This window comes from Thermostichus sp. MS-CIW-25, from assembly GCF_054060015.1.
Genome location: NZ_JBSSCS010000015.1, coordinates 12,993 through 35,906, shown reverse-complemented (window position 1 = coordinate 35,906; position 22,914 = coordinate 12,993). Strand labels below are relative to the sequence as shown.

The 22,914-nt window shown below is 60.8% G+C and carries 22 protein-coding genes; 11 read left to right on the top strand and 11 right to left on the bottom strand.

Going from position 1 to position 22,914, the window contains the following annotated elements:
- Window positions 1–83: 83 nt before the first annotated feature.
- A complete protein-coding gene (locus ACVWZ1_RS07270; protein WP_457502974.1) occupies window positions 84–1,109 on the top strand; it encodes an HD-GYP domain-containing protein in 1,026 nt (341 codons plus the stop codon).
- On the opposite strand, the gene ACVWZ1_RS07265 is transcribed toward ACVWZ1_RS07270, so the two are convergent.
- The gene (locus ACVWZ1_RS07265) at window positions 1,087–1,791 is read right to left on the bottom strand and encodes a ComF family protein (RefSeq protein WP_414373186.1); all 705 of its coding nucleotides are present in this window, start codon (window positions 1,789–1,791) and stop codon (window positions 1,087–1,089) included. The genes ACVWZ1_RS07270 and ACVWZ1_RS07265 overlap by 23 nt on opposite strands.
- A 209-nt stretch (window positions 1,792–2,000) precedes the next feature.
- On the opposite strand from ACVWZ1_RS07265, the gene rpsL reads away from it, so the two are divergent.
- The 6 genes from rpsL to dapB all read left to right on the top strand — a co-directional run bounded on the left by rpsL (window position 2,001) and on the right by dapB (window position 7,924).
- The gene (gene rpsL / locus ACVWZ1_RS07260; RefSeq protein ID WP_011432553.1) at window positions 2,001–2,408 is read left to right on the top strand and encodes a 30S ribosomal protein S12; all 408 of its coding nucleotides are present in this window, start codon (window positions 2,001–2,003) and stop codon (window positions 2,406–2,408) included.
- A gap of 83 nt (window positions 2,409–2,491) precedes the next feature.
- Complete coding sequence (gene rpsG / locus ACVWZ1_RS07255) at window positions 2,492–2,962, top strand: 30S ribosomal protein S7 (protein ID WP_011432554.1); 471 nt, start codon at window positions 2,492–2,494, stop codon at window positions 2,960–2,962.
- Window positions 2,963–3,115: 153 nt separating this feature from the next.
- Window positions 3,116–5,239: an elongation factor G gene (gene fusA / locus ACVWZ1_RS07250; RefSeq protein WP_011432555.1), complete on the top strand. Its 2,124-nt coding sequence runs from the start codon at window positions 3,116–3,118 to the stop codon at window positions 5,237–5,239.
- 31 nt (window positions 5,240–5,270) lie between these two features.
- Complete coding sequence (tuf, locus tag ACVWZ1_RS07245) at window positions 5,271–6,500, top strand: elongation factor Tu (RefSeq protein ID WP_457489388.1); 1,230 nt, start codon at window positions 5,271–5,273, stop codon at window positions 6,498–6,500.
- Window positions 6,501–6,624: 124 nt separating this feature from the next.
- On the top strand, window positions 6,625–6,942 hold the full coding sequence (rpsJ, locus tag ACVWZ1_RS07240; protein WP_414328725.1) for a 30S ribosomal protein S10: 318 nt from the start codon (window positions 6,625–6,627) through the stop codon (window positions 6,940–6,942).
- 121 nt (window positions 6,943–7,063) lie between these two features.
- Window positions 7,064–7,924, top strand: coding sequence for a 4-hydroxy-tetrahydrodipicolinate reductase (gene dapB / locus ACVWZ1_RS07235; RefSeq protein ID WP_457502992.1), 861 nt, complete (start codon window positions 7,064–7,066; stop codon window positions 7,922–7,924).
- Here the strand turns inward: dapB and ACVWZ1_RS07230 are convergent.
- The 9 genes from ACVWZ1_RS07230 to ACVWZ1_RS07190 all read right to left on the bottom strand — a co-directional run bounded on the left by ACVWZ1_RS07230 (window position 7,921) and on the right by ACVWZ1_RS07190 (window position 18,237).
- Entirely contained in the window at window positions 7,921–8,838 is a 918-nt protein-coding gene (locus ACVWZ1_RS07230) for a methylenetetrahydrofolate reductase (RefSeq protein ID WP_457502973.1), read from the bottom strand. The two genes, dapB and ACVWZ1_RS07230, sit on opposite strands and share 4 nt — an antisense overlap.
- A 78-nt stretch (window positions 8,839–8,916) precedes the next feature.
- Window positions 8,917–10,542: a hypothetical protein gene (locus tag ACVWZ1_RS07225; RefSeq protein ID WP_457502972.1), complete on the bottom strand. Its 1,626-nt coding sequence runs from the start codon at window positions 10,540–10,542 to the stop codon at window positions 8,917–8,919.
- Between the two features lie 224 nt (window positions 10,543–10,766).
- Complete coding sequence (locus tag ACVWZ1_RS07220; protein ID WP_457502971.1) at window positions 10,767–11,633, bottom strand: LmeA family phospholipid-binding protein; 867 nt, start codon at window positions 11,631–11,633, stop codon at window positions 10,767–10,769.
- A 106-nt stretch (window positions 11,634–11,739) separates the two neighbouring features.
- Window positions 11,740–13,188 (bottom strand): NAD(P)/FAD-dependent oxidoreductase, encoded by a 1,449-nt coding sequence (locus ACVWZ1_RS07215; protein WP_457502969.1) that lies wholly within the window; start codon window positions 13,186–13,188, stop codon window positions 11,740–11,742.
- Window positions 13,175–13,789, bottom strand: coding sequence for a nucleotidyltransferase family protein (locus tag ACVWZ1_RS07210; RefSeq protein WP_414343123.1), 615 nt, complete (start codon window positions 13,787–13,789; stop codon window positions 13,175–13,177). The genes ACVWZ1_RS07215 and ACVWZ1_RS07210 overlap by 14 nt, the downstream gene beginning before the upstream one ends.
- Window positions 13,779–14,561, bottom strand: coding sequence for a twin-arginine translocase subunit TatC (gene tatC / locus ACVWZ1_RS07205; RefSeq protein ID WP_457502968.1), 783 nt, complete (start codon window positions 14,559–14,561; stop codon window positions 13,779–13,781). The genes ACVWZ1_RS07210 and tatC overlap by 11 nt, the downstream gene beginning before the upstream one ends.
- Window positions 14,562–14,719: 158 nt before the next feature.
- Complete coding sequence (locus ACVWZ1_RS07200; RefSeq protein ID WP_457502966.1) at window positions 14,720–15,925, bottom strand: amino acid ABC transporter permease; 1,206 nt, start codon at window positions 15,923–15,925, stop codon at window positions 14,720–14,722.
- A 3-nt stretch (window positions 15,926–15,928) separates the two neighbouring features.
- Window positions 15,929–17,164: an amino acid ABC transporter permease gene (locus ACVWZ1_RS07195; protein ID WP_457502964.1), complete on the bottom strand. Its 1,236-nt coding sequence runs from the start codon at window positions 17,162–17,164 to the stop codon at window positions 15,929–15,931.
- A 35-nt stretch (window positions 17,165–17,199) separates the two neighbouring features.
- On the bottom strand, window positions 17,200–18,237 hold the full coding sequence (locus ACVWZ1_RS07190) for an amino acid ABC transporter substrate-binding protein (RefSeq protein ID WP_011430144.1): 1,038 nt from the start codon (window positions 18,235–18,237) through the stop codon (window positions 17,200–17,202).
- Window positions 18,238–18,493: 256 nt separating this feature from the next.
- On the opposite strand from ACVWZ1_RS07190, the gene ACVWZ1_RS07185 reads away from it, so the two are divergent.
- Window positions 18,494–19,282 carry an amino acid ABC transporter ATP-binding protein gene (locus ACVWZ1_RS07185; RefSeq protein ID WP_457502962.1) on the top strand — a complete coding sequence of 263 codons (789 nt, stop codon included), beginning with the start codon at window positions 18,494–18,496 and terminating at the stop codon, window positions 19,280–19,282.
- 8 nt (window positions 19,283–19,290) lie between these two features.
- Here ACVWZ1_RS07185 and ACVWZ1_RS07180 read toward each other — a convergent pair whose 3' ends face one another.
- Window positions 19,291–20,139 carry a class I SAM-dependent methyltransferase gene (locus tag ACVWZ1_RS07180; RefSeq protein ID WP_457502961.1) on the bottom strand — a complete coding sequence of 283 codons (849 nt, stop codon included), beginning with the start codon at window positions 20,137–20,139 and terminating at the stop codon, window positions 19,291–19,293.
- Between the two features lie 28 nt (window positions 20,140–20,167).
- Between ACVWZ1_RS07180 and ACVWZ1_RS07175 the strand changes: the two genes are divergently transcribed.
- The 3 genes from ACVWZ1_RS07175 (at window position 20,168) to trpA (ending at window position 22,883) form a co-directional block, all read left to right on the top strand.
- Window positions 20,168–20,383, top strand: coding sequence for a hypothetical protein (locus ACVWZ1_RS07175; protein WP_011430147.1), 216 nt, complete (start codon window positions 20,168–20,170; stop codon window positions 20,381–20,383).
- A gap of 207 nt (window positions 20,384–20,590) precedes the next feature.
- Window positions 20,591–22,006 carry an ABC transporter substrate-binding protein gene (locus tag ACVWZ1_RS07170; RefSeq protein ID WP_457502960.1) on the top strand — a complete coding sequence of 472 codons (1,416 nt, stop codon included), beginning with the start codon at window positions 20,591–20,593 and terminating at the stop codon, window positions 22,004–22,006.
- A gap of 61 nt (window positions 22,007–22,067) precedes the next feature.
- The gene (trpA, locus tag ACVWZ1_RS07165) at window positions 22,068–22,883 is read left to right on the top strand and encodes a tryptophan synthase subunit alpha (protein WP_457502959.1); all 816 of its coding nucleotides are present in this window, start codon (window positions 22,068–22,070) and stop codon (window positions 22,881–22,883) included.
- Window positions 22,884–22,914: the final 31 nt, after the last annotated feature.

Below are 22,914 nucleotides of genomic sequence, written 5' to 3'. Positions count from 1 at the left end.
TGGACTGGGATCCCCTGTGGGGTTGCGCCGAATCCGGCTAAGGGGGAAAGCTCGTACTCGATGCAAGGCTAGGTTTTACCACCATGAACTCCCACCTGATCCACACCCCCTTTCCCCGTCTAAACCCGAAGCTGGCGGAGGCGGATCATGTTTTGGTGGTGGACGATCAGGCCAGCAGCCGCCTCTACATCGGTGAGCTGTTGCGGTCGGCCCACTTCCGCGTGAGCGAGGCCACCAACGGCGAAGAGGCTTTGGAGGCTGTGGAGCGGCTTCGGCCAGACTTGGTGCTGTTGGATGTGCTGATGCCGAACATGAGCGGGTTCGATGTCTGCCGGCAACTGAAGGCCAATGAGCTGACCCGCCTGATCCCCGTTGTGCTGATCACTGCCCTGACCGACCGCTCCAATCGCCTGATGGGGATGCAGGTGGGGGCCGACGACATTTTGACCAAGCCCTTCGATCACGTGGAGCTGCTGGCGCGGGTACGCTCATCCATCCACCAAAAGCGCTTGAACGAAGACCTGGATCACGCTGCCAGGGTGTTGTTTGCCATTGCCCGCGCTGTGGAGAGCCGGGATCCCATCACGGGTGACCATTGCGAACGCTTGGTGGCCATGGGGGAACAGTTTGGCCGTTACTTGGGGCTGTCTCGTCAACAGATCAAGGCCCTGCGCTGGGGCGGCTACCTGCACGACATCGGCAAAGTCGGGATCCCGGATGCGATTTTGTGCAAGCAGGGCAAGCATACCCCGGAAGAATGGGAGATCATGAAATCCCATGTGTTGATCGGCGAAGACATTTGTCGGGGCTTGCGCACCATGCAGGATGTGCTGCCGATCATCCGCCACCACCACGAGCGTTGGGATGGCAGCGGCTACCCGGATGGGCTGGCAGGCGAAGAGATCCCTCTGTTGGCCCGCGTCTTTCAGGTGATCGACATTTTCGACGCTCTGATCTCCTCTCGCCCCTACAAACCGGCCCTGACCGCCGAACAGGCCCTGGAAGTGCTGCGGGAGGAAACCCGCAAGGGCTGGCGGGATCCGAACTTGGTGCGCGAGTTTTGTGACTTTATGTTTGTCACCGCCTTTAATTTGGTGGAGGCGGGATAGGGTCTGGAGGGCCGGGCCAGTCTGGAGAGGCGGCTTTTGGGGTTTGAGCGGCAACGATTACCCCGGCTACACGGATCCCGGCAGCGGCCAACACCTGCTGGGCGGCTTGAACGGTAGAGCCGGTGGTGTAGATGTCATCCACCAGCAACACCGGTGTGGCCGGAACTTGTTTCAGGGCAAAGGCCCCGGCCAAGTTGTGCTGTCGTTGCAGCGGGTTGAGCTCATGTTGAGCCGCTGTGGCCCGCACCCGCACCAGAGCCTCAGGCCAATGTCTCAGACCTGTCCGCTGGCAAAAGGCTTGGCTGATCAAGGCGGCTTGGTTGTAGCCCCGTTGCCGCAGGCGCTCCGCATGAAGCGGGATGGGCACCACCGTATAGTCCAAGCCATAGGCCCTACGGGAGCCTGAAGACGGCTGTCGGCTTTCCACCCAGCGGGATCCCAGCCATTCTCCCAAAACCGAGCCAATGCGCCGTTGTCCTTCGTACTTCAGGCAATAGATGGCCCTGCGCAGCGCCCCCCGGTGGATCCCCCAGGCGTAAAGTGGCCAAGGCGAGGTGGTGACTGGCCAAGTGGCAAGGCGCTCCGCCTGCAACCGCCTTTGACAGTCTTGACAGAACACGGCCTTGGCAGGGCGCCGGCAAAGCGGACATGGAGGCACAATCCACCAATCTAACCAGCCCATCGTCTGCTAGGGATCCTTTCTGGTGTGCAGAGTCTCCTAAAAAGCTGAGGCAAGGGGGGAACGAGGCCGAAATTCAGACTCGGCCAGGCTAACAGCCCAGCAGTCCATCCCCAAGTTGACGCTGGGATCCCGCCTTGCTAGGATTCAATATCGCCGGATAATTCAACCGGATAATTTAAAATTTAAGCCGTGACCTTCTCTGCCAGCCCATGCCCACCATTCAGCAACTGATCCGTGAGGAGCGCAGCGTTGCCGCTCGCAAAACCAAGTCCCCTGCCCTGAAGGCTTGTCCACAGCGGCGGGGGGTTTGCACCCGAGTGTACACGACAACGCCCAAAAAGCCCAACTCGGCCCTGAGAAAAGTGGCTCGCGTTCGCCTCACTTCCGGCTTTGAGGTCACTGCCTACATTCCTGGCATCGGCCACAACCTGCAGGAGCACTCTGTGGTCATGATTCGCGGTGGGCGGGTTAAGGATCTGCCCGGCGTGCGTTACCACATTATCCGGGGCACCCTCGACGCTGCAGGGGTCAAAGACCGCAAACAAGGCCGCTCCAAATACGGGGCGAAACGGCCCAAGCCGGGCCAAGCTCCAGCCGCCGCTGGCAAGAAAAAATAGCTTTGCCCTCACCCTCAACCCTCCATATCCCACTCGTCATCTTTCTTTCTGCCATCCCCATCTGAACAAGCAACCCAGCTCCTATGTCTCGCCGCAACCGTGCCCCTCGTCGTGATGTGCCCCCGGATCCCAAGTATGGGAGCCGTCTGGTTACCATGCTGATCCGCAAGTTGATGATGAGGGGTAAGGCATCCCTGGCTGCCAGGATCCTCTATGAAGCTCTGGACATTGTGCGGGAGCGCACTGGCCAAGACCCACTGCCCTTGCTGGAAAATGCTGTTCGCAACGCCACCCCACTGGTGGAGGTGAAAGCCCGCCGGGTGGGCGGAGCCACTTATCAGGTGCCTGTGGAGGTGAGAGGAGAACGGGGCACTTCCCTAGCGCTGCGCTGGTTGGTGACCTTTTCGCGCACTCGTCCAGGTCGCACCATGGCCGCCAAGTTGGCCAATGAGCTGATCGATGCAGCCAACGAAACCGGCAGCGCCATTCGGCGGCGAGAAGAGGTGCATCGCATGGCCGAGGCCAACAAAGCCTTTGCCCACTACCGCTACTGAACTAGCCTGGCGGAGCAGTGGAGACTTTTGGGATCCCTGTTCTGCCCAGCCCGAGTTCCAGCGAGGTGGAGAAAAATCGGCAAAAAAGATTAGAATTGTAAAGGATTTTTTAGTTTGCCCAAGTTGCAGGGCGACGAGGATTGGGAGGTTGACGTGGCACGCACAGTTCCCCTAGAACGAGTCCGAAACATCGGCATCGCGGCTCACATCGATGCTGGCAAGACCACGACCACAGAGCGGATTCTCTTCTACTCCGGTCTGGTGCACAAAATTGGCGAAGTTCACGACGGAACTGCGGTCACCGATTGGATGGCCCAGGAGCGGGAGCGGGGCATCACCATCACCGCTGCGGCCATCACCACCCGTTGGACTAAGCGGGATCCCGCAAATCCTTCCCAGCCCCTCTCCGGCGCACCGGAGTACACCATCAACATCATCGATACTCCTGGGCACGTCGATTTCACCATTGAAGTTGAGCGCTCCATGCGGGTGCTGGATGGGGTGATCGCCGTCTTTGACTCGGTGGGCGGCGTGCAGCCTCAGTCTGAGACCGTCTGGCGGCAAGCCAATCGTTACAATGTGCCCCGCATTGCCTTCGTCAACAAAATGGATCGCATGGGGGCCAATTTCCTCAAGGTTTACAACCAGATCCGGGAGCGCCTCAAGGCCAATGCTGTGCCCATCCAACTGCCCATCGGTGCCGAAGACGGGTTTTGCGGCATTGTTGACTTGGTGCGGATGCAAGCCCGCATTTATATGGATGAGATCGGCAAAGACATTCGTCCGGCCCCCATCCCTGAGGAGATGAAAGATCTCGTGGCAGAGTATCGGGCCAAGCTGGTGGAAGCAGTGGCCGAGACGGACGAAGCTCTGATGGAAAAGTACTTCGCCGAAGAAGATCTGAGCGAAGCCGACTTGATGGCGGGTCTGCGCAAAGGCACGATCAGCGGCCAAATTGTGCCCATGCTGTGTGGCTCTGCCTTCAAGAACAAGGGAGTCCAGATGCTGCTGGATGCGGTGGTGGATTACCTGCCCTCGCCTGTGGATATTCCGGCCATCAAGGGGGTGCTGCCGGATGGCTCAGAAGTGTCCCGCCGTGCCAGCGACGATGAGCCCTTCTCTGCCCTGGCCTTCAAGTTGATGAGTGATAAGTACGGGGATCTCACCTTTATTCGCGTCTACTCGGGGGTGTTGACCAAAGGTACTTATGTGCTCAACTCCACCAAGAACAAGAAGGAGCGAATTTCGCGGTTGGTGGTGCTGAAGGCCGATGAACGCTTGGACGTGGATGAGCTGCGGGCAGGAGATCTGGGAGCTGTGGTGGGCCTCAAGGACACCACCACCGGAGACACCCTCTGCGACGAAAATGCGCCGGTGATCCTAGAGTCACTGTTCATCCCAGAGCCGGTGATCTCAGTAGCGGTAGAACCCAAAACCAAAGCCGATATCGATAAGCTCTCCAAGGCCCTGCAGGCCCTGGCCAAGGAGGATCCCACCTTCCGCGTGTCTGTGGATCCCGAGACCAATCAAACCATTATCTCTGGGATGGGCGAGCTGCACCTGGAGATCTTGGTGGATCGGATGCTGCGGGAGTTCAACGTAGAAGCCAATGTTGGCAACCCACAGGTGGCCTACCGCGAAACCATTCGCAAGCCGGTCAGCCGCGTGGAAGGCAAGTTTGTTCGCCAGAGCGGTGGCCGTGGCCAGTACGGCCATGTGGTGATCGACCTAGAGCCGGCGGAGCCGGGTACAGGATTTGAGTTCGTTTCCAAGATTGTGGGTGGCGTTGTGCCCAAAGAATACATTGGGCCAGCCGAGCAAGGGATCCGAGAAGCCTGCGAATCCGGTGTGCTGGCGGGCTATCCCCTGATTGACATCCGCGCCACCCTGGTGGATGGCTCCTACCACGAGGTGGACTCCAGCGAAATGGCCTTCAAGATCGCCGGTTCGATGGCTCTGAAGGAGGCCGCTCGCAGGGCAAGCCCTACCCTGCTGGAGCCGATGATGAAGGTCGAGGTGGAAGTCCCTGAAGCCTTTGTGGGGGATGTCATCGGGGACATCAACGCCCGCCGCGGCCAGATGGAGGGGATGAATACAGAAGGCGGCATTACCAAAGTCAATGCCAAAGTTCCCTTGGCGGAGATGTTTGGCTATGCCACCGACATTCGCTCCAAGACCCAGGGTCGAGGCACCTTCACGATGGAGTTCAGCCACTACGAGGAAGTTCCTCGCAGTATCGCCGAAGCCATCATTGCCAAAAACAAAGGAAATGAGTAGCTGACTGAAACCAAAAAGGAAGTGATGATTCATGGCACGCGCTAAGTTTGAACGCACCAAACCCCATGTCAACGTTGGCACCATCGGCCATGTTGACCACGGCAAGACCACCCTGACGGCTGCCATCACCACCACCTTGGCTGCTTTGGGTCAGGCCACAGCCAAAAGGTACGATGAGATCGACGCAGCGCCAGAGGAAAAAGCTCGCGGCATTACCATCAACACCGCCCACGTCGAGTATCAGACTGCCAACCGTCACTACGCCCACGTGGATTGTCCCGGCCACGCCGACTACGTGAAGAACATGATCACAGGCGCGGCTCAGATGGATGGGGCCATCTTGGTGGTGTCTGCAGCTGATGGTCCCATGCCCCAAACACGGGAGCACATCCTGTTGGCCCGTCAGGTAGGGGTGCCCAGCTTGGTGGTCTTTCTGAACAAGGCAGACATGGTGGACGATCCAGAGCTGCTGGAGTTGGTGGAGCTGGAAGTGCGGGAGCTCCTCTCCAAATACGACTTCCCCGGCGACGACATCCCCATCATTAGAGGATCGGCGCTGAAAGCTCTGGAACGGATGACTGCCAACCCCAAAACCCAGCGGGGCGAAGATCCTTGGGTGGACAAAATCTATGAGCTGATGGATGCGGTAGACTCCTACATTCCCACGCCGGAGCGGGATGTGGACAAGCCCTTCCTGATGGCCGTGGAGGATGTCTTCTCGATTACCGGTCGGGGTACGGTGGCCACGGGCCGGATCGAGCGGGGTCGCATCAAGGTGGGCGAAACGGTGGAACTGGTGGGCCTGCGAGAAACTCGCTCTACCACCGTTACCGGCCTGGAGATGTTCCAGAAAACCCTCGACGAAGGGATTGCCGGCGACAACGTTGGTGTGCTGTTGCGGGGCATTCAGAAGAACGAAGTGGAGCGCGGCATGGTGCTGGCCAAGCCCAAGACCATTACTCCTCACACCAGCTTCGAGTCTGAGGTGTATGTCCTCAAGAAAGAGGAAGGAGGTCGCCACACGCCGTTCTTCGCCGGCTATCGTCCCCAATTCTACGTGCGCACCACCGATGTAACCGGCACCATCTCTTCCTTCACGGCTGATGACGGATCCCAGCCAGAGATGGTGATGCCTGGTGACCGCGTTAAGATGACGGTGGAGCTGATCCAGCCCATCGCCATTGAGCAGGGGATGCGCTTTGCCATTCGCGAGGGTGGCCGTACTGTCGGAGCGGGTGTTGTCTCCAAGATCCTGAAGTAAGCTGCTTTTTCCTGGCAGGGATTGAGTGCCGACGGCCCCAGACCAACTCGGTCGCAACAGTGGTGCGGAGCACTTTCCCTGCTGACCTTTTCGAGTCCACCGTTCTCTGGATTGCTCTCCGGCCATGCCTACTTTGACCCAACAGAAAATTCGCATCCGCCTGAAGGCTTACGATCATCGGCTGCTGGATACTTCCTGCGACAAAATTGTGGATACGGCTCGTCGTACCGACGCCGTACCTGTCGGCCCGATCCCTTTGCCTACGCGGCGCAGAATCTACTGTGTGCTGCGTTCCCCCCACACCGACAAGGACTCGCGGGAACATTTTGAAACCCGCACCCACCGGCGCATTATCGACATCTATTCCCCCTCTTCCAAAACCATCGATGCTCTCATGAAGCTGGATCTGCCGGCAGGGGTAGATATCGAGGTGAAGCTGTGATGGATCTGCAGGGATCCCCCGCTTTCGCAGTCATTTCGTAGAGCTTGGATGAGGGCAGCAGCGGGTGACAACATCGGTTGATCCGGTCGATCGCGATAGTGGTGCAGACCCCTCTCAGGGGTTGGCAACTCCAGGAGCGGCCCAATCCCCCATTCCGGTTTTGGTGGTGGGGGCCCTGGGCAAAATGGGGCGAGAGGTGGTGCGAGCCGTTGCCCAGACGCCCGACATGACCCTAGTGGGGGCGGTGGCCCGCTCTCAACTGGGCTCGGATATTGGCGAGGTGCTGGGCCTGGGATCCCTGGGGGTGGAGATTACCGACGACCTGCCGGGGCAGTTGCTGAGGTTGTCGCAGCGCAGCAGCCGCGGCGTAATGGTGGACTTTACCCATCCTCGGTCGGCCTTTGAACATGTTCGCTCGGCCATTGCCTTTGGCGTACGCCCGGTGGTGGGGACGACGGGCCTGACGCCGGAGCAGGTGGAGCGGCTGCGGGATCTGGCGGATAAGTCCGGTGTGGGCTGTTTGATCGCGCCCAATTTTGCCATCGGCATGATTTTGCTGCAGCAGATGGCCCTGCAGGCGGCCCAGTATTTTGACCATGTCGAGATCATCGAGCTGCACCACAACCGCAAAGCGGATGCCCCCAGCGGCACGGCTCTGCAGACGGCCCAACGGCTGGGGCAATTGGGCAAGGCCTTTAACCCGCCCGTTCGCGACAGCGGGACGGAGTCCTCAGTGGAAGAAAAAGAGCTGATCCCCGGTGCGCGGGGAGGGATCCCCGGCCCCAACATCCCCATTCACAGCGTTCGTCTGCCGGGGTTGATTGCCCACCAGGAGGTCATCTTTGGTGGGATGGGGCAAACCCTCACGTTGAGACACGACACCACGGATCGGATAGCTTTTATGCCGGGAGTGATCCTGGGGATCCGCAAGGTGCTGCAGCTCAAAGGTTTGGTCTACGGGCTGGAGCAAGTGTTGAGCTAGCCGGTCAGGGGAGGGATCCCGGCCTCATCCAGAATGCGGGGGATGAGGTGCTCGGCTTTGACGGCCATCAGATGCACCCCATGGCAGATCTGGCGGGCCTGACGCACCTGTTCGGCGGCAATGCGGATCCCTTCTTCGAGGGGGTGGGCGGCGTTGGCCAGCCGCTGGATAATCCCGTCTGGGATCTTCACTCCTGGCAGGTTGCGGTTGATAAACTCGGCATTTTTGGCCGACTTGAGCAAAAAGATGCCAGCCAGGATGGGCTTGCCGGCGGGACGGCCCAACTTATCCATGAAGCGCTCCAGCTGCTCGAAGTCAGTAACCATCTGGCTCTGGAAAAATTGGGCTCCGTTTTCCAGCTTGCGGTGGAAGCGCCGCTCCAGGCCGGAAAAGCTGCCCGATTGGGGTTCTACTGCTGCCCCCGGCAACAGATGCGTGCCCCCATCCGGGAGAGGTTTGCCGTTGCAATCGAGGCCATTGTTCAGCCGTTGGATAAGCTGCAGCAGGCGCACCGACTCCAGATCGAATACGGGGCGGGCATCGGGGCAATCGCCGATGTGGATGGGATCCCCGGTGAGGGCCAACACATTGCGCAGGCCGAGAGCTGAGGCCCCCAACAGATCCCCCTGGAGGGCCAGGCGGTTGCGATCCCGACAGGCCAACTGCAGGATCGGTTCAACGCCTGCCTGATGCAACAGCAGCGAAGCTGCCAACGGGCTCATGCGGGCCATGGCTCGGTTGGAGTCCGTGATGTTGATGGCATGCACCCGCCCCTTGAGCTGCTGGGCCAAAGACAGCAGGGTGCTGGTGTCGGATCCCTTGGGGGGGGTAATCTCGGCGGTGAGCAGAAATTCCCCCTGCTGGATGGCCTGGGCGAAGCGGGACAGGGGAGGTGATGAGGGGATCAGGGCCACAATTTCGGCAGAAAGGGTAAAACGGGCTGGCCTATTATCGACTTTTCCAGGAGGTTTTTCCAGACAGGTCGTCCTTTCTCAAGGCTTGGGCGAGGGAAGGGGGCTGGGCGGGGGCTGCACCCGCATTTCCCCCAGCCATATCTGGGGATCCCCCTGTTGCAGATGCTGCCGCCAATCCTGTGCTGCTGCAGGAGGGATCCCGTCCCCGCTCAAGGCCCAGCTCCAGCCGATCACCTGAGGCCAGCGCTGCGCCTCCAGACCTTCCAGCAGCGGTTGAGAGGTTGCTGAGCCCGGAGCCGGCCCGCGGATCACCACAGGCACTTTCGGGTTGAGGGCTTCGAGGCGACGATACACCGATGCAAAGGTGGCGGGATCCCCTGCTAGGCTCAGCCAGTCCATCCCAGGGAAGTTAGCCCAGGCGGACACGGCCTCTGCATCTTCTCCGTCCAGCTCCACCACCCAGAGCAAATTGGCCGGGGACTCCGTCCCGCTAACGCGAACAGAGCGCAGGGTTTGCATCAGGTGTTGGTAAGCCCGTTGTTGCAGCGAGGACTCCGTCCCACCAAAGGGCTCCCCACCGCTACCGCGAGCGCGTTCGGGATCCCCGTCGCCAACAACGACGGCCAGGATGATGGGGGTGGCAAAGCGCTGGATCCCGCGGGCCCAAGAGCGCAAGGTCTCATCGTGATCCCCATTGGCCAAGGCAGAAAGTTGGGCTGGATCTAGCCGCAGGCGCAGGTAGGGGACTGAGCCGCTTTCCCGCAGGCGACTGGCCAACTGCTGTGGAAAGTCCTGGCGGGGATCCCAGAGGTGATCCACGGCTGCCCAGGCGGGGGGTTGACCGATGGCCTGGCGATAGGCGAGGAGTTGATCCCAAGTGGGAATGCCCGGCCAAGCGACCCCGTGATACAGCCGACCCGGAGGCGGCGGCAGCGGCCTACCCCGTTGAAAGGGGGCAGAGTCAGGTGGGATCGGCGAGGTAAGGACAACCTCCAGCCGCAGCGGCGGCAAAACTTCACCGGCATCGGGATCCGGCAGCGAGACAGGAAGGATCCAACTGCGCTCCTGGAACTGGCCTCTGCTGATCTGCTGGGTGTGGAAGTCCTGAGGAGGCGGCAGCGGTTCTAGGGCCTCTTCCCCCAAAAGCGCCCGCTGAACCTTTAGGCGCACCCCTTCGCCGGGGTGAATCAGGGGCGTGGTGGTATCCAGATGAAAGCTGCCGCTGAGCGTGATAGCAGCACGGAGTCCTGGACGGCTGGAAATCTCATGGGGCTGCACTCGAAAGGAGAAGGTGAGCTGATCAGGGCGATAGGTGCCCAGAGCGCGGGAAGGGGGAGTGGGGGGCGGGGATCCCGGCTGCCATCGGAGGCTCTCGCAGTCGGTGCAGGGGAGAATGGCCTGCGGATGGAGCGAAACGGGAGCCTCGCGGGCGGATTGCAGTTGCTCAGCAGTGATGACAAAACTGGCCCAAAGGTGTTTCAGACGGGGCTCCCGACCAGGCTGAATATCGGAAAAGGATCGGCCTTCGGGAGTGGCCGTCCGCGTGCCGACAGCAGCGCCATCCAGAGGGACTGTAGAAACCGGGTCGCCAGCACATCCCCCCAAAAAACCAACCGACAAAATCAGCAGCAGCGCCCAGCCGCAAGTGCTCCGCACCGCTACCGCGACCCAGGGGTCGAGTTTGCAGTTGGATGGCTGGATCATGATCTCACCTCAATACACCACTCCTGCCCGGCTACCGAAGGGAGTCGATGCCGCTCTCGTCTTGTGGACGGTGCGGTTCCCGACGGGGCACCAACGCAAACGGCCAGCAAGATCCCTTTCCCTCCGGTTGCTAGAGGGATCCTCGCCCAGAGGCACACCCTTTGAGATTGATCCCGATCACACCCGTTGCTGAACGGGAAAGGTCTCCGTCCTGCCCAGGCGAACTATCCCTGCGGCACGGTTGCGACTTCTGGGTAAATGGTCAGGATCCCTTCGTAGAGGATTTGGCCGGGCTGCAACTCCAGGCGGTCAATGCGCACGCCCGGATCCAACTGAATGGGGAAATCGGCCAGGCCGGGGATGGGGATCTCTTGGCCTTCGCTCACCCAAAGGGGATTGACCAGCCGCAACCGGTTGGGGCCTTGGGCTTCTAGGCCGGTCAGCACCGTCACCGGCGCTTCCACCCCTTCCGGAGTGGTCAGGTTAGCCTGGATGCGCAGCCGACCCTGTTCCAGCGTGACCTGAGGCTGGCGGATGAGAAAGGGCACCACTTGGCCCCCAACAGGCAACTGCACCTGGGCCTGAGCCAGTTGGGCTTGGATGAGGGGAGCCTGGAGGGTGCGGTTCAGGTCTTCCTCGGTAAGGCGCAAGCTCACCTGCACCGGCACAGGGGCCAATAGCCGCAGCGGGCTCCGTCCCTGGATGGCTTCGCCCACATTGAGGCGAATATCCTGGCCCCGCAGCCGCAGATGGCTGACCTGAAAGCCTTGATAGCTGAGGTTGTCTCCCGACACCTGGGCCTGAGGGATCTGCCCGTTCAAAATCTGGGCGTCGGAGCCGGCAATTTGCACTTGCAGGTTATCGACCCTCTGCACCTCCGAACGGATCCAAGCGGCCACCAAGGGGCTGAGAAGGGATCCGGCAATTTGGGCAAATCCGGGCCAAGGCCAAAACATGGTGGGTAGGCTGAGCAGCAGAGCAAACCCCAGCCGCTGCCCCGCTTGCGAAAGCCGTTGGCGGCGACAGGTTGCCGATTGGGTTTGGAGAGGAGACGGATCTGGACTGGGCCGATGGCAAGACGTGAGCAGCACTGGATACCTCAGGAGCAACGACAAGCGATGGTTTCCACCCAACTACGACCAGACTAGGGCAGGACTTCTCTGCCGAACAGAGGGATCCCCCGCACACTTGGAGAGGCTATCCATCCGTCAACTGCCACCAAAGATACCCCAGCCGCAGGTAGTGAAGCCGTAGCCAGGGCAAAGGGAAAGAGCGGGGCGGCTGGCGAAACAGAGCGCTCATCTGAGAAGGGATCCCGGCAATCTCCTGGGCCAGCATTTTGCCCGCCCACACCGCCGTGGCTACACCGCTGCCGTGATAGGCCAGGCCATACCATAGGCTGGGATCCGCCGGCGAAGGGCCAATATGGGGGTGAAACTGCCGAGAAAGGCAGACCAGTCCATTCCAGGCGTACTCGATCTCCACCCCTTCCCAAGCAGGGAAAAGACGATAGAGCTGTCGAGTCATCCAAGTGCGCAACTGCTGTCGCTCCGTCGGGGTATCGCGGGTGCCACCCCGTCCCCCAAACAGCAGGCGCCCATCCGGCAGCAGACGGTAATAGAACAGCAGCCGCCGCATGTCGTAGAGTGGCGTCGGATCCCACCACCCCTGCGCTTTCTGCTCCTGAGGCGTCAGAGGTCGGGTGACCAGGATGTTGGACAGTGCCGGCAACAGGGATCCCGCCAGTTGGGGATACAGGGCCTCTGGGGTGTAGCCATTGGTGGCAATGACCAAGTGCCGAGCGCGCACCGTTCCTCCCGGCGTGTGGCAGCAGTGGTGGGATCCCACCTTTTCCCAGGCCGTGACCGGACTGCCGCTGTACAGCTTCGCCCCCCACCGGTGGGCCGCTTGGGCCAGTCCTTGGGTGAGCTTGAGGGGGTTGAGGCCAAACCCCACCCCGATGTGCAAAGCGCCGTGGTTCTCTTGGCTGTTGAAGCCGCGTTCCCGCAGCTCTTTGGGGTTGAGGAGCTGGGCCGGGTAGCCCGCCACCTGAGTACAGATCTGGTACTCGGCCTCTAACTCCGACCATGCCTGTGGACGATGGGCCACTGCATAGCAGCCCTGTCCCTGAGCCTCTAGGGAGAAGCCCTCGCTGGCCGCCAGCTCCTGAACGGTTTCCACTGCCTGCCATTGATCCCGGTAGTAGCGCTCTGTCTCTGCCAGGCCCACCCGCCGCACCATCTGGGTGTGGGTGAGGTGGCTCGACCCCACCCCGCAAAAGCCACCGTTGCGTCCCGAGGCCCCCCAACCCAGGGATCCCGCCTCCAGCAGATAAGCATGGATGCCGTGGTCGCGGGCCAGGTGCAAGGCCGTCGATAGCCCCGTCAATCCTCCCCCCACAATGACCACCTCCGCGCCCACCTGCGCTTGCAAAGGTGCCGGATGCCGCCAACCGGGATCTGCTATCGTGCTGTCCCAGTAGCTGCCGACCGGGCAGGCAGGATCGTAGGTGCTGGCAGGATAAAGGCCCTTTCTCATACGAGCAATGGGAAGAACATCTTGCTGGGCAACGCCGAAGTGCTCGGTACCGCTGAGGCGACCGGTCGCAGGACAAGTGCTGAAGGGGATCCCCTCACTCCTGGGCAACGCTGTCGCAACCGGCAGCAGCGGCCTCCATATCGGCAGGGGTATTGCAGTCCAGGAAGATCTCAGGAGTGTAGAGCTCCACCTCCTGTACCCGCCTGCCCAGATCCTGCAACAACCGGCGCAGGCCCAGGGTTTCTTCTCGGAGATCCAACAGCTTTTCCCGCAAGCGCCTGTCGATCAGGGTAGGGTGCCCCCGTCGTCCTCGATGCACCGGCACAGTAGCCCAAGCGCGGTGGCGCAGATGGTACTCCAGCAAGCTGTGGTAGATCCACGCCGGGCGGGGCTGATCCACCGCCGAAATGGCCAGCACCTGAAAATCGGCAGGGATCCCTTCCACCCCTACCCGAATGGAGTGGGTCTTGCCCAGCTCAGGAGCCGGATTGACCAGCACCTCTGCCCCTGCCAAGTGGGGTTGGGCTGCCGCCAAATGCTGGGATCCCAGCACCACCCAGGGTTGAAACCCCGCCTGTCGCCACTGAAAAATCTGGTAAGAGAGCAGGGTTTGCCCGTCTTTCCAGGGCAGAAAGGCTTTCGGCTCTCCCATCCGCGTGGAAAACCCAGCCGCCAAGATCAGCGCATGCAGCTTCGGCTCATTTGCCAAGGAGCTTCACCAGCAGAATGCCAAACAAATATAGAAACGTCACAGCCCCGGCCAAAAGGCTCTGGGTGAGGGGATCCGTCGAAGGGGTGAGAATGGCCCCCGCCACCACCGCGCCCAGAACCACGTAGCGCCAGCCCTTGAACATCTGCTCGGCAGTCACCAGCCCCAGCGCCCCCAGCAGCGCCTGCAAAATCGGCACCTGAAAGGCCAGGCCGGTACTGAACAACAGCAGCAGCACAAACTCAAAGTAGCGGTCAATGGACCAAGCCTGATCCACCACCCCTTCGCCATAGCGAATGAAAAAGTTAAGCGCCGCCGGAATGAGGAGATAGTAGGCAAAGACCAAGCCGGCCACAAAGAGAAGGCTCGATCCCAGCACCACCGGCCCCAGCAGCTTGCGCTCCTTCACGCTCAGCCCCGGCAAGACGAAGCGGGCAATTTGGTAGAGCAAAAAGGGTGTGGCCAGCAATAGCCCCGAGTAGGCCGCCACCTTCACAGAAACGAAAAAATACTCCCCCGGCGCCAGTTGCAAAAAGGTAACCCCCCGAGCGGGCACCTCCAGCAGGGCGACAATGCGATTCACCACGGCAAAGCAGGCGATGATGCAGATCGCCACCGCGATCACGCTGGCCAACAGGCGGCTGCGCAGCTCTTCCAAGTGCTCCATCAAGGTCATTTCGACCTCGTAGGGAAACTCCGGATCCCGCACCCGACCAGGCTCAGGGGCCGCCGCGGCTTGCTTCGGGGACTCGGTCTCAGAGGCAAGGGTCATGGGCCAAGGTGTAACGAAACGTTCCCCGCTATCTTAGCGCTGCCCCCTCTCCAGGGAAAAGCACTTGTCGAGCCGCTATAGGGGGATGTAGCCCTGGCCTGTTAAGGGGATCCCGGGGCCTGAGCAGATGAAACTGGGAAGGGGAGCGGTTGCAGTTTTTAGCGCTTGCCCAAGCCCAGCGCCTTTTCCACCTGCTGGGCGGCGTAAGCCATGGCAAAGCAGCAGATAAAGTAGATCAGGCCGATAAAAAACAGCACTTCCCGCTGGGTGCCCAGCCAGTTGGGGTTGGTGAACACCACCCGCCCCGCCTGCAGCAGGTCGATGAGGCCGACAATGAACACCAGTGACGTGTCTTTGAAGAGGGTGAGGAACTCGTTCACCAGCGCCGGAACGGCTGCCCGCAGTGCCTGGGGCAAAATCACCAAAGCGGTCACTTGAAAGGGGTTCAAGCCCAGCGCCCGTGCCGCTTCTAGCTGGCCCAGCGGGATCGACTGCAGGCCGCCCCGCACGTCCTCGGCCACGTACACGGCTGTAAACAAGATGAAGGCCACCTCCGCCCTGATGATCAGGTTGACGCTGATCCCCCCCAGAAAGAAGGGCACCAACAGCCAGGCGGCAAACAGAATGGTGGTCAGAGGCACCCCCCGCACCAGCTCGATCACCAGCGTGCAGAAGATCCGGATTACCGGCAACGCCCGATTGGCCCGGCCCAACGCCAGCAACACCCCAATGGGGAAGCCGATGATCATGGCGGCTGCCGCCAAGATCAAGGTCAGCAGCAGTCCAGACAGTTGCTCAGCCCGCACTGCCGGCCAATTGGGGCCCAGGTCGCCCAGCAGCAGCTGCAGACAGAGGGGCAAGATCAAGGCCCAAACCCAGATGGAAGCCAGCCGCCAGGATTCCCGTCCCCGACTGAGGGCAATAGCGGCAAAAGTGACGCCAGAGCAAACCGCCAGCCACCCCTGCGACTGGGTTCCCAAAGGCAGGAACGCGGCTAAGCCCATAGCAGCTCCCAAGAGAATGAGGTAGTGCAGCAGCACACCGCCCCAAGCCCCCCCCGCTACCCCCAAGGTGGCCAGCACAATTCCCAACACCGCCCACACCCGCCACAGTTGGCTGCTGGGGTAGGTGCCGCTGGCAAAGATTTTCAGGTTGGCCGGGATCACCTCCCAGCGGGCTTGGGTGAACGCCCAGTTCCAGAACAGGGAAATTGCCCAGGCCAACACCAAGGCAGAGACCAAGGTGAGCAAGGTGCTCAGCCAGGAGTCGAACAGGTTGCGGCGCACCCAAGCCAGAGGACTTTGTTTCTCCCTGGGGGGGAGTACCTTTTCTTCTACAAGGGGAGAGGAGAGACTGCTGGGCATGGGTTAGCGCTCCACCAATTTGACGCGGGCATTGAGCCAGTTCATGCCGTAGGAAACCACCAGGTTGAAGGTCAGATAGGTGGCCATGAGGATGGCGAACATCTCCACCGAGCGTCCCGACTGGTTGATGATGGTGCTGCTGATGTTGAACAGATCGGAGAAGCCAACGGCAATGGCCAAGCTGGAGTTTTTGATCAGGGTGAGATACTGAGTGTTCAAGGAGGGGATCATGATCCGCAGGGCCTGGGGCACAATCACCAAGCGAAAGGTTTGCAGCTCCGACAGGCCGATGGCCCGGGCTGCCTCCCACTGCCCCCGCGGCACCGCCAAAAAGGATCCCCGCACCACTTCGGCGATATAGCAGCCGGTGTAGGTCACCAAGCCCAGCATCATGGCGGTAAACTCCGCCGAAAGCTGGATCCCACCCCGGAAGTTAAAGCGCTCCAGTACCGGGACATCCAGCCGCACCGGCGGCTCTGGGAAGAGCACCCAGCAGGCCACCGCCAGCAGCGCCACCCCCGCAGCCACCCACAGGTTCCGCTGCCGGGATCCCAGCTCGGGTCGGCAGACTAGGAGCAGCTTGCGGATCCCCCACCCAGCCGCGATTACAATGGCCAGCGCGGGAACCAGCCAGCCGCTGGGATCCAACCCGGGCAGCTTCACTCCCCGCTGGTTGATAAAGACAAGCCCGCCGATGGAGAGACTGTTGCGCACCCCTGGCAGAGTGAGGATCACCCCCTGGTACCAGAAGATCACGATCAGCAGCACCGGGACATTGCGAAAGATCTCGGTGATGACGGTAGCCAATTGGCGGGCCAGCCAGTTGCTGGAGAGGCGAGCCATCCCCAGGACAAAGCCCATCGCCGTCGCCAACACAATGCTGACTGCCGACAGCCAGAGGGTGTTCACCGCTCCCACCGCCAGAGCCTTCAGGTAGCTCTCGGAAGGGTCGTAGGGGATCAGCCCCTCGGTGATCCCAAAGTTGGCAGAGTTGCCCAAAAAGCGGAATCCCAAGCTGATGCCCAGGCGGCGCAGGCTGGCGAGGAGATTTTGGGCGAGGATCCCGAACACCAGCAGCACGGCCACGACAAAGGCCACCTGCAGCAGAACTTTTAGGATGCGCTCATTCCGCCACCAGGGGGGGCGAAGGTGGGACTGGTCGGACAGAGAAGTCATGCGGGGCAAGCAAAAATTCAGAGCACAGCAGAGAATAGGGGATCCCTGGCCGGTACTGACCAACCGGGATCCCTAGGCCCGGATTCCGAATCAGCCGATCAGCGGAAAGGCGGCGCGTACTGGATCCCACCTTTGGTGTAGGGCTGGTTCAAGCCCCGCGGCACGCCCAAGGGGGTCAGGTGGCGGTTGAAGATCTCGCCGTAGTTGCCCACCGCCTTGATGACATTGACCACCCAATCCGGCTTCAGGCCCAGCAGCTCTCCCAGGTTGCCTTCCTGGCCCAAGAAGCGGCGAATGTCGGGATCCTCGGACTTGAGGAACTCGTCCACATTGGCGCTGGTGATCCCCTTTTCTTCTGCATAGAAGAGGGCGTAGACCGTCCAGTTCATAATGTCGGAGAAACTCTCATCTCCGTGGGGAACCAGCGGCCCCAAGGGCTCTTTGGAGATCACCTCCGGCAAGATCACGTGGTCGTCGGGAGAAGCCAAGCTGGCCCGGCGGGAGATGAGGGCGCTTTGGTCGCTGGTGATGGCATCGCAACGGCCCTCTTCGTAGGCGTTGAAAGAGGAATCATCGCCGTCGAAGGTTACTGGCGTAAAGGCAATGCCACGGGCGCGGAAGGTATCCGCCAAGTTCAGCTCGGTGGTGGTGCCGGCAATCACACAGATGGTGGCCCCGTTCAGGTCTTCCAGCTTTTCCACCCCCAGCGACTTCCGCACCATAAATCCTTGGCCGTCGTAGTAGGTGGTGGGGCCGAAGGTCACCGCCCACTCGCGATCCCGAGTGAGGGTCCAGGTGGTGTTGCGGCTAATCATATCGACCTCGCCCGACTGAATCGCAGACTGGCGATTGGCCGCCGTCAGGTAGACGTATCGAACCTTGTCCGGATCTCCAAAGAGAGCGGCAGCTACCGCCCGGCAGATGTCGATATCAAAACCCACATACTTGCCTTGGTCATCCAGGTTGCCGAATCCGGGCAGTTGGTTGTTTACCCCACAGATCAACTCGCCCCGAGCCTTGATGCGGTCGGTGAGCGGCCCCAGCTGCGCCCAAGCGGGAAGGGACTGCAGGCCCATAGACAACGCCAGTGCCCCGGCCAAGGGAGCCAATCCGTTCAAATGCTTTATCCAGTTCATAAAATTACCCCATGTCAATCCTCAAGATCTTCGTCGTCAACAGTCGTTCATACACGGCACTTCAACCGAGATACCGTGCCATTGGGTTACACTCCTGCCACACCCCATAGAATGGTTTGCCATAGGCGCCTACGGTTTTCTCAAAGCCTTACATGTCAGGGCATATGGAAATGTTGCAGAGGCTACGGTTGTGGCTCGGCCAGTTCTGCCATGGTACCCATGCCTGCTTTGGTGAAACTTAGGGAGTCACCCACCCATGCAAGGATCCCCGCACATAAGGTCTTCACTCTCTCCGCAAAGTGCAGCCAGCGCTGACATTATCCAATGCGAAGATGTTCACAAGTGGTACGGCGAGTTCCACGTCCTCAAGGGCATTACCACCCGCATCCGCCGCGGAGAGGTGGTGGTGGTCTGTGGGCCTTCAGGTTCGGGCAAGTCAACGTTTATTCGCACGTTGAACCGCTTAGAAGAACACCAGAGAGGGCGCATTGTGGTAGATGGCATTGAGCTAACCAGCGACCTGCGCAACATCGATGCCATTCGCCGCGAGGTGGGCATGGTTTTTCAACAGTTCAACCTGTTTCCCCATCTCACGGTTTTGCAAAATGTAACCCTTGGCCCAATCCACGTGAAAAAGATGAAAAAAAGTGAGGCGATAGAGCGGGCTATGGAACTGCTAAGCCGCGTGGGGATCGCCGAGCAAGCAGAAAAATACCCGGGGCAACTTTCGGGGGGGCAGCAGCAGCGGGTGGCGATTGCCCGCGCCTTGGCCATGAATCCGGCGGTGATGCTCTTCGATGAGCCCACCTCGGCCTTGGATCCAGAGATGATCAAGGAGGTGCTGGACGTGATGCGGGAGTTGGCCCGCTCGGGGATGACCATGGTGTGTGTAACCCACGAGATGGGCTTTGCCCGCGAGGTGGCGGATCGGATTATCTTCTTCGACCGCGGCAAGATCGTGGAGGAAAACACCCCCCAAGAGTTTTTCAGCAATCCGAAAGAAGAGCGCTCCCGCCTGTTTTTATCCCAGATCCTTTCCCACTAGCGAGTCCTTCAGAAGGGGGTGAGGCGTGCCAGAAAAGCCCCCTCCGGCTCTTGATAGACAATCTGCCCCTGCCAGCCGTTGGCGTGGGCACACTGCAGCAGGGTTTCCGGATCTACAAATAGCCAGGGAAAGGGATCCCCCCGCTGGCCGTTGTACTCGGCTACAAAGTTCACTACCTTGGCTTTTGCCTCGCTCCCTTCCTGCCAATCTTCTGAGCCACCTGCTTCGAGGTGGGCAGGAGCGGCCAGCTTGCCAGAGGGATCTTCCAAGTTTTCTAAACGCCCTCCCTCTTCTGCCGGCAGATTCCGCAGATCTGCGAGGTCGCTGGCATCGCTCAAATCGGTGGAATCCAGGAGCAACTGGCCAGTGGGCTGAACCCAGTGGCGAGCCAGGCGCAAAAAACGCTCCAAGCCCGACAGGGATCCCGCCAAGCCGACGCCGTTCATCAGCAGGAGTAGGGTATCGAAGGGCTCTCCTGGCCCCGCCCAGTGGAAAAGATCGGCGGCAATGCGGCAGCGCACCCCCCGCTCTGCCATAATCTGCAAAGCCACAGGGGAGCGATCCAAAGCGGCCACGGCAAATCCTTCTTCCTGCAGCAGCAGGCTGTGGCGGCCCGTACCGGCGCCGATGTCTAGCACCCGACCGCGGCAGAGTTCCAAGGCCAAGGCTTCCACCTCCGGCAGCTCCTGGGTGAAGAACACCTCTGGGGAGACCACCTGGGGCTCTTCCGCCAACGGGATCCCCTCCAGGCCGTAGGCATGCAAGAGCAGGGATCCCTTGGCCTCTCCTCGGTGCCAGTCCCATAGGGCTTGCTCTAAGGGATCCTGAAGTGGGTAATTCTCGACAGCCTTTATCATGGAAGGGGAAAGCTAAACCATTGACCCGATGGCCATCGTCGCCTTTCTTTACGGTGCCGCTATCGTCCTTTTGCTGATTGCAGCAGTGGTTTGGGCAACATCTCGGCAGTTCAATGTGGAGACCGAGACGCAGATTGGCACCTCGCCAGAAGAGCCCTCCGAGACCTCATCCGTTCCCATTTCCATTGTGGAGCAGCTAGAGCGCCAATACCGCAACAGCCCTTCCTACCGTCCCGATCCGTGACATACTCCCGCACTCGGACATGGTCCGCTATACCTACGCAGTTGTACAATACCCTTCCTACCGTCCCGATCCGTGACATACTCCCGCACTCATGCTGATGCATAGTCGGAGATCCTTAGAGATCCTTGGAAAGATGACTTTTGAGGATTCCTGAGGATACAAGCAGTGTCTTTGCTGGCCAAAAGCTAGCGTTTTCTCTCTCTATATATGGTTGCCAAGTCTCCACCACCCATTGTCTACATTGCCTTGGGGCTATTGCTACTCTGGGGCGGTCATCGCGCTTGGCAGGCGGGCTATGTTCGCTGGCCGGAAGGCATTTCTCTACCGCCAGTATCGCTGCCAGGGTTGGGGGGTGGAGCACAAGATCTGCTCCTGACCAGCGGCGAGCGCACCTTGTTTGCCGATAGCAGTCCCGCTGCCGTTGCCGCTGCAGAGCTGTTGCGCCAAGGTAACCTCAGCGCAGCCATCCCGGTGTTGGAGATGGGGCTGCAAAGCAACCGCAACGACCCGGAAGCTCGCATTTTCTTGAACAATGCCCGTGCCCAGCAGCAGGGCAGTCCCTTGAGCCTGGCGGTGGTGGTGCCCATCTCCAGCAACCCCAACCGCGCCAAAGAGACCCTGCGCGGGGTGGCGCAAGCTCAGGAGGAGCTTTTCCAACAGGGGGGAATCGGAGGACGGCTGCTGCGGGTAGTGATTGCCGACGATGGCGATAACCCTGAGCGAGCAGCAGCGGTGGCCAAAGCCCTGGTGGCGCAGCCTGAGATCTTGGGGGTGATTGGCCATAACACCAGCGATGCCACCCTGGCTGCAGCCGAGGTTTATCAGCCTGCCGGCTTGGCGATGATCTCCTCCACCTCCACCAGCACTCGCATCAGCATGCTGGGGGATGCCATTTTTCGCACCGTGCCCTCGGATCAAGTGGCCGGCACACAACTGGCCCGTTATGCTCTCAGCACGTTGCGGCTGCAAAGGGTGGCCATCTTCTACAACCCCAACAGCGCTTACAGTACCAGCCTGCGGGACGCCTTTGCCTCCACCCTGACCAGCGAAGGGGGCATCGTGCTGGCGGAGTTCGACTTATCGGCGTCGGACTTCAACCCCCAGGCCAGCCTGCAAAGGGCCGTCGGCCAAGGAGCCCAGGTAGCTTTTTTAGCTCCCACGGCTTCCGTAGCCGAAAAAGCGCTGGCCGTAGCCCGCGAGAACGCTGTAGCTGGTAAGCCCCTTGCTCTTCTGGGCGGCGATGTGCTCTTCAGCCTCACCACATTGCAAGAAGGGGGAGCAGCGGTAGAGGGCTTGGTGGTGGCGGTACCCTGGCATCCCCAGGTGCCGCGCAACCGCGAGTTTGCCCAGAAGGCAGCCCAGCTCTGGGGAGGGCAGGTGAGCTGGCGCACCGCTCTGGCCTACGACGCCACCCGGGCTTTTTTGCGAGCCATCCAGCAGGGATCCCCCAGCCGCAGCGCTGTTCTCGCCGCCCTGGGCGACCCGAACTTCCGCTTGCCGGACGGCGCTTCCGGAGAAGTGCGCTTCTTGCCCTCCGGCGACCGCAATGCTCCCCATGTGCTGGTGCGGGTTGAGCCCGGCAACCGCTCCGGTACCGGCTACGATTTTGTGCCTCTCCCCTAGGGATCCCGGCAGACGCTACAGTGGGGGATGCTCTCAATCTCCTCAGAATCGAATGGATCCCATGCCCACTCGGATCACAGCCTGCTTTCAGGCGCTGCGCAGCCGTGGTGAAAAAGCCCTCATCCCCTACCTCACCGCTGGGGATCCCAACTTGGAAACCACCTTTGAGGCTTTGCAGGTTCTGGATCAGAGCGGCGCCGATCTTATCGAGCTGGGGGTACCCTACTCGGATCCCTTGGCGGATGGGCCGGTGATCCAAGCAGCAGCCACCCGCGCCCTCAGTCGGGGAGTCACTTTGGGCGCCATTCTACAAGGCTTGCGCTGTCTCTCGCTGCAGGCCCCCCTGATCCTGTTCACCTACTACAACCCCATCCACCAGCTCGGCATCCCCAACTTTCTGCATCAACTGCGGCAGGCCGGCTGTGCCGGCTTGGTCGTCCCCGATCTGCCTCTGGAAGAGGCGGGATCCCTGCGACAAGCAGCCCAGGCCGAAGAGATCGACCTCATCCTGCTGGTGGCCCCCACCAGCCCCCCGGAGCGCATGCGCCGCATTGCCCAGCAGTCCAGTGGCTTTGTCTACTTGGTCAGCACCACCGGCGTTACCGGCGAACGGGCCACCCTGGAAAAGCGGATCCCGGCTTTGCTGCAGCAACTGCGCCAACAAACCCCCCTGCCGATTGGGGTGGGCTTCGGCATCTCCACTCCCGACCAGGCCCGCCAGATCGCTCTCTGGGGAGCAGATGCGGCGATTGTGGGCAGCGCATTTGTGCAACGGCTGGCCAAAGCCCCCACGCCTGAAGAAGGACTGCAACAAATAGCTCACTTTTGTCGAGCTCTCAAAGCGGCTCTGCAAGAGGTGACCACTCCAGAGCGCTGACCGAAGCGCGAGGAGCGTGGAGCGGCGGAAA

What these genes read in the sequence shown, in the direction of transcription:
- ACVWZ1_RS07270 (WP_457502974.1), top strand. Translation starts at nt 84, where the DNA reads ATGAACTCCCACCTGATCCACACCCCCTTTCCCCGTCTAAACCCGAAG.
- ACVWZ1_RS07200 (WP_457502966.1), bottom strand. Translation starts at nt 15,925, where the DNA reads ATGCCCAGCAGTCTCTCCTCTCCCCTTGTAGAAGAAAAGGTACTCCCC.
- tatC (WP_457502968.1), bottom strand. Translation starts at nt 14,561, where the DNA reads ATGACCCTTGCCTCTGAGACCGAGTCCCCGAAGCAAGCCGCGGCGGCC.
- ACVWZ1_RS07225 (WP_457502972.1), bottom strand. Translation starts at nt 10,542, where the DNA reads ATGATCCAGCCATCCAACTGCAAACTCGACCCCTGGGTCGCGGTAGCG.
- ACVWZ1_RS07185 (WP_457502962.1), top strand. Translation starts at nt 18,494, where the DNA reads ATGCAAGGATCCCCGCACATAAGGTCTTCACTCTCTCCGCAAAGTGCA.
- rpsJ (WP_414328725.1), top strand. Translation starts at nt 6,625, where the DNA reads ATGCCTACTTTGACCCAACAGAAAATTCGCATCCGCCTGAAGGCTTAC.
- tuf (WP_457489388.1), top strand. Translation starts at nt 5,271, where the DNA reads ATGGCACGCGCTAAGTTTGAACGCACCAAACCCCATGTCAACGTTGGC.
- ACVWZ1_RS07175 (WP_011430147.1), top strand. Translation starts at nt 20,168, where the DNA reads ATGGCCATCGTCGCCTTTCTTTACGGTGCCGCTATCGTCCTTTTGCTG.
- rpsG (WP_011432554.1), top strand. Translation starts at nt 2,492, where the DNA reads ATGTCTCGCCGCAACCGTGCCCCTCGTCGTGATGTGCCCCCGGATCCC.
- ACVWZ1_RS07265 (WP_414373186.1), bottom strand. Translation starts at nt 1,791, where the DNA reads ATGGGCTGGTTAGATTGGTGGATTGTGCCTCCATGTCCGCTTTGCCGG.
- rpsL (WP_011432553.1), top strand. Translation starts at nt 2,001, where the DNA reads ATGCCCACCATTCAGCAACTGATCCGTGAGGAGCGCAGCGTTGCCGCT.
- ACVWZ1_RS07190 (WP_011430144.1), bottom strand. Translation starts at nt 18,237, where the DNA reads ATGAACTGGATAAAGCATTTGAACGGATTGGCTCCCTTGGCCGGGGCA.
- trpA (WP_457502959.1), top strand. Translation starts at nt 22,068, where the DNA reads ATGCCCACTCGGATCACAGCCTGCTTTCAGGCGCTGCGCAGCCGTGGT.
- ACVWZ1_RS07170 (WP_457502960.1), top strand. Translation starts at nt 20,591, where the DNA reads ATGGTTGCCAAGTCTCCACCACCCATTGTCTACATTGCCTTGGGGCTA.
- ACVWZ1_RS07180 (WP_457502961.1), bottom strand. Translation starts at nt 20,139, where the DNA reads ATGATAAAGGCTGTCGAGAATTACCCACTTCAGGATCCCTTAGAGCAA.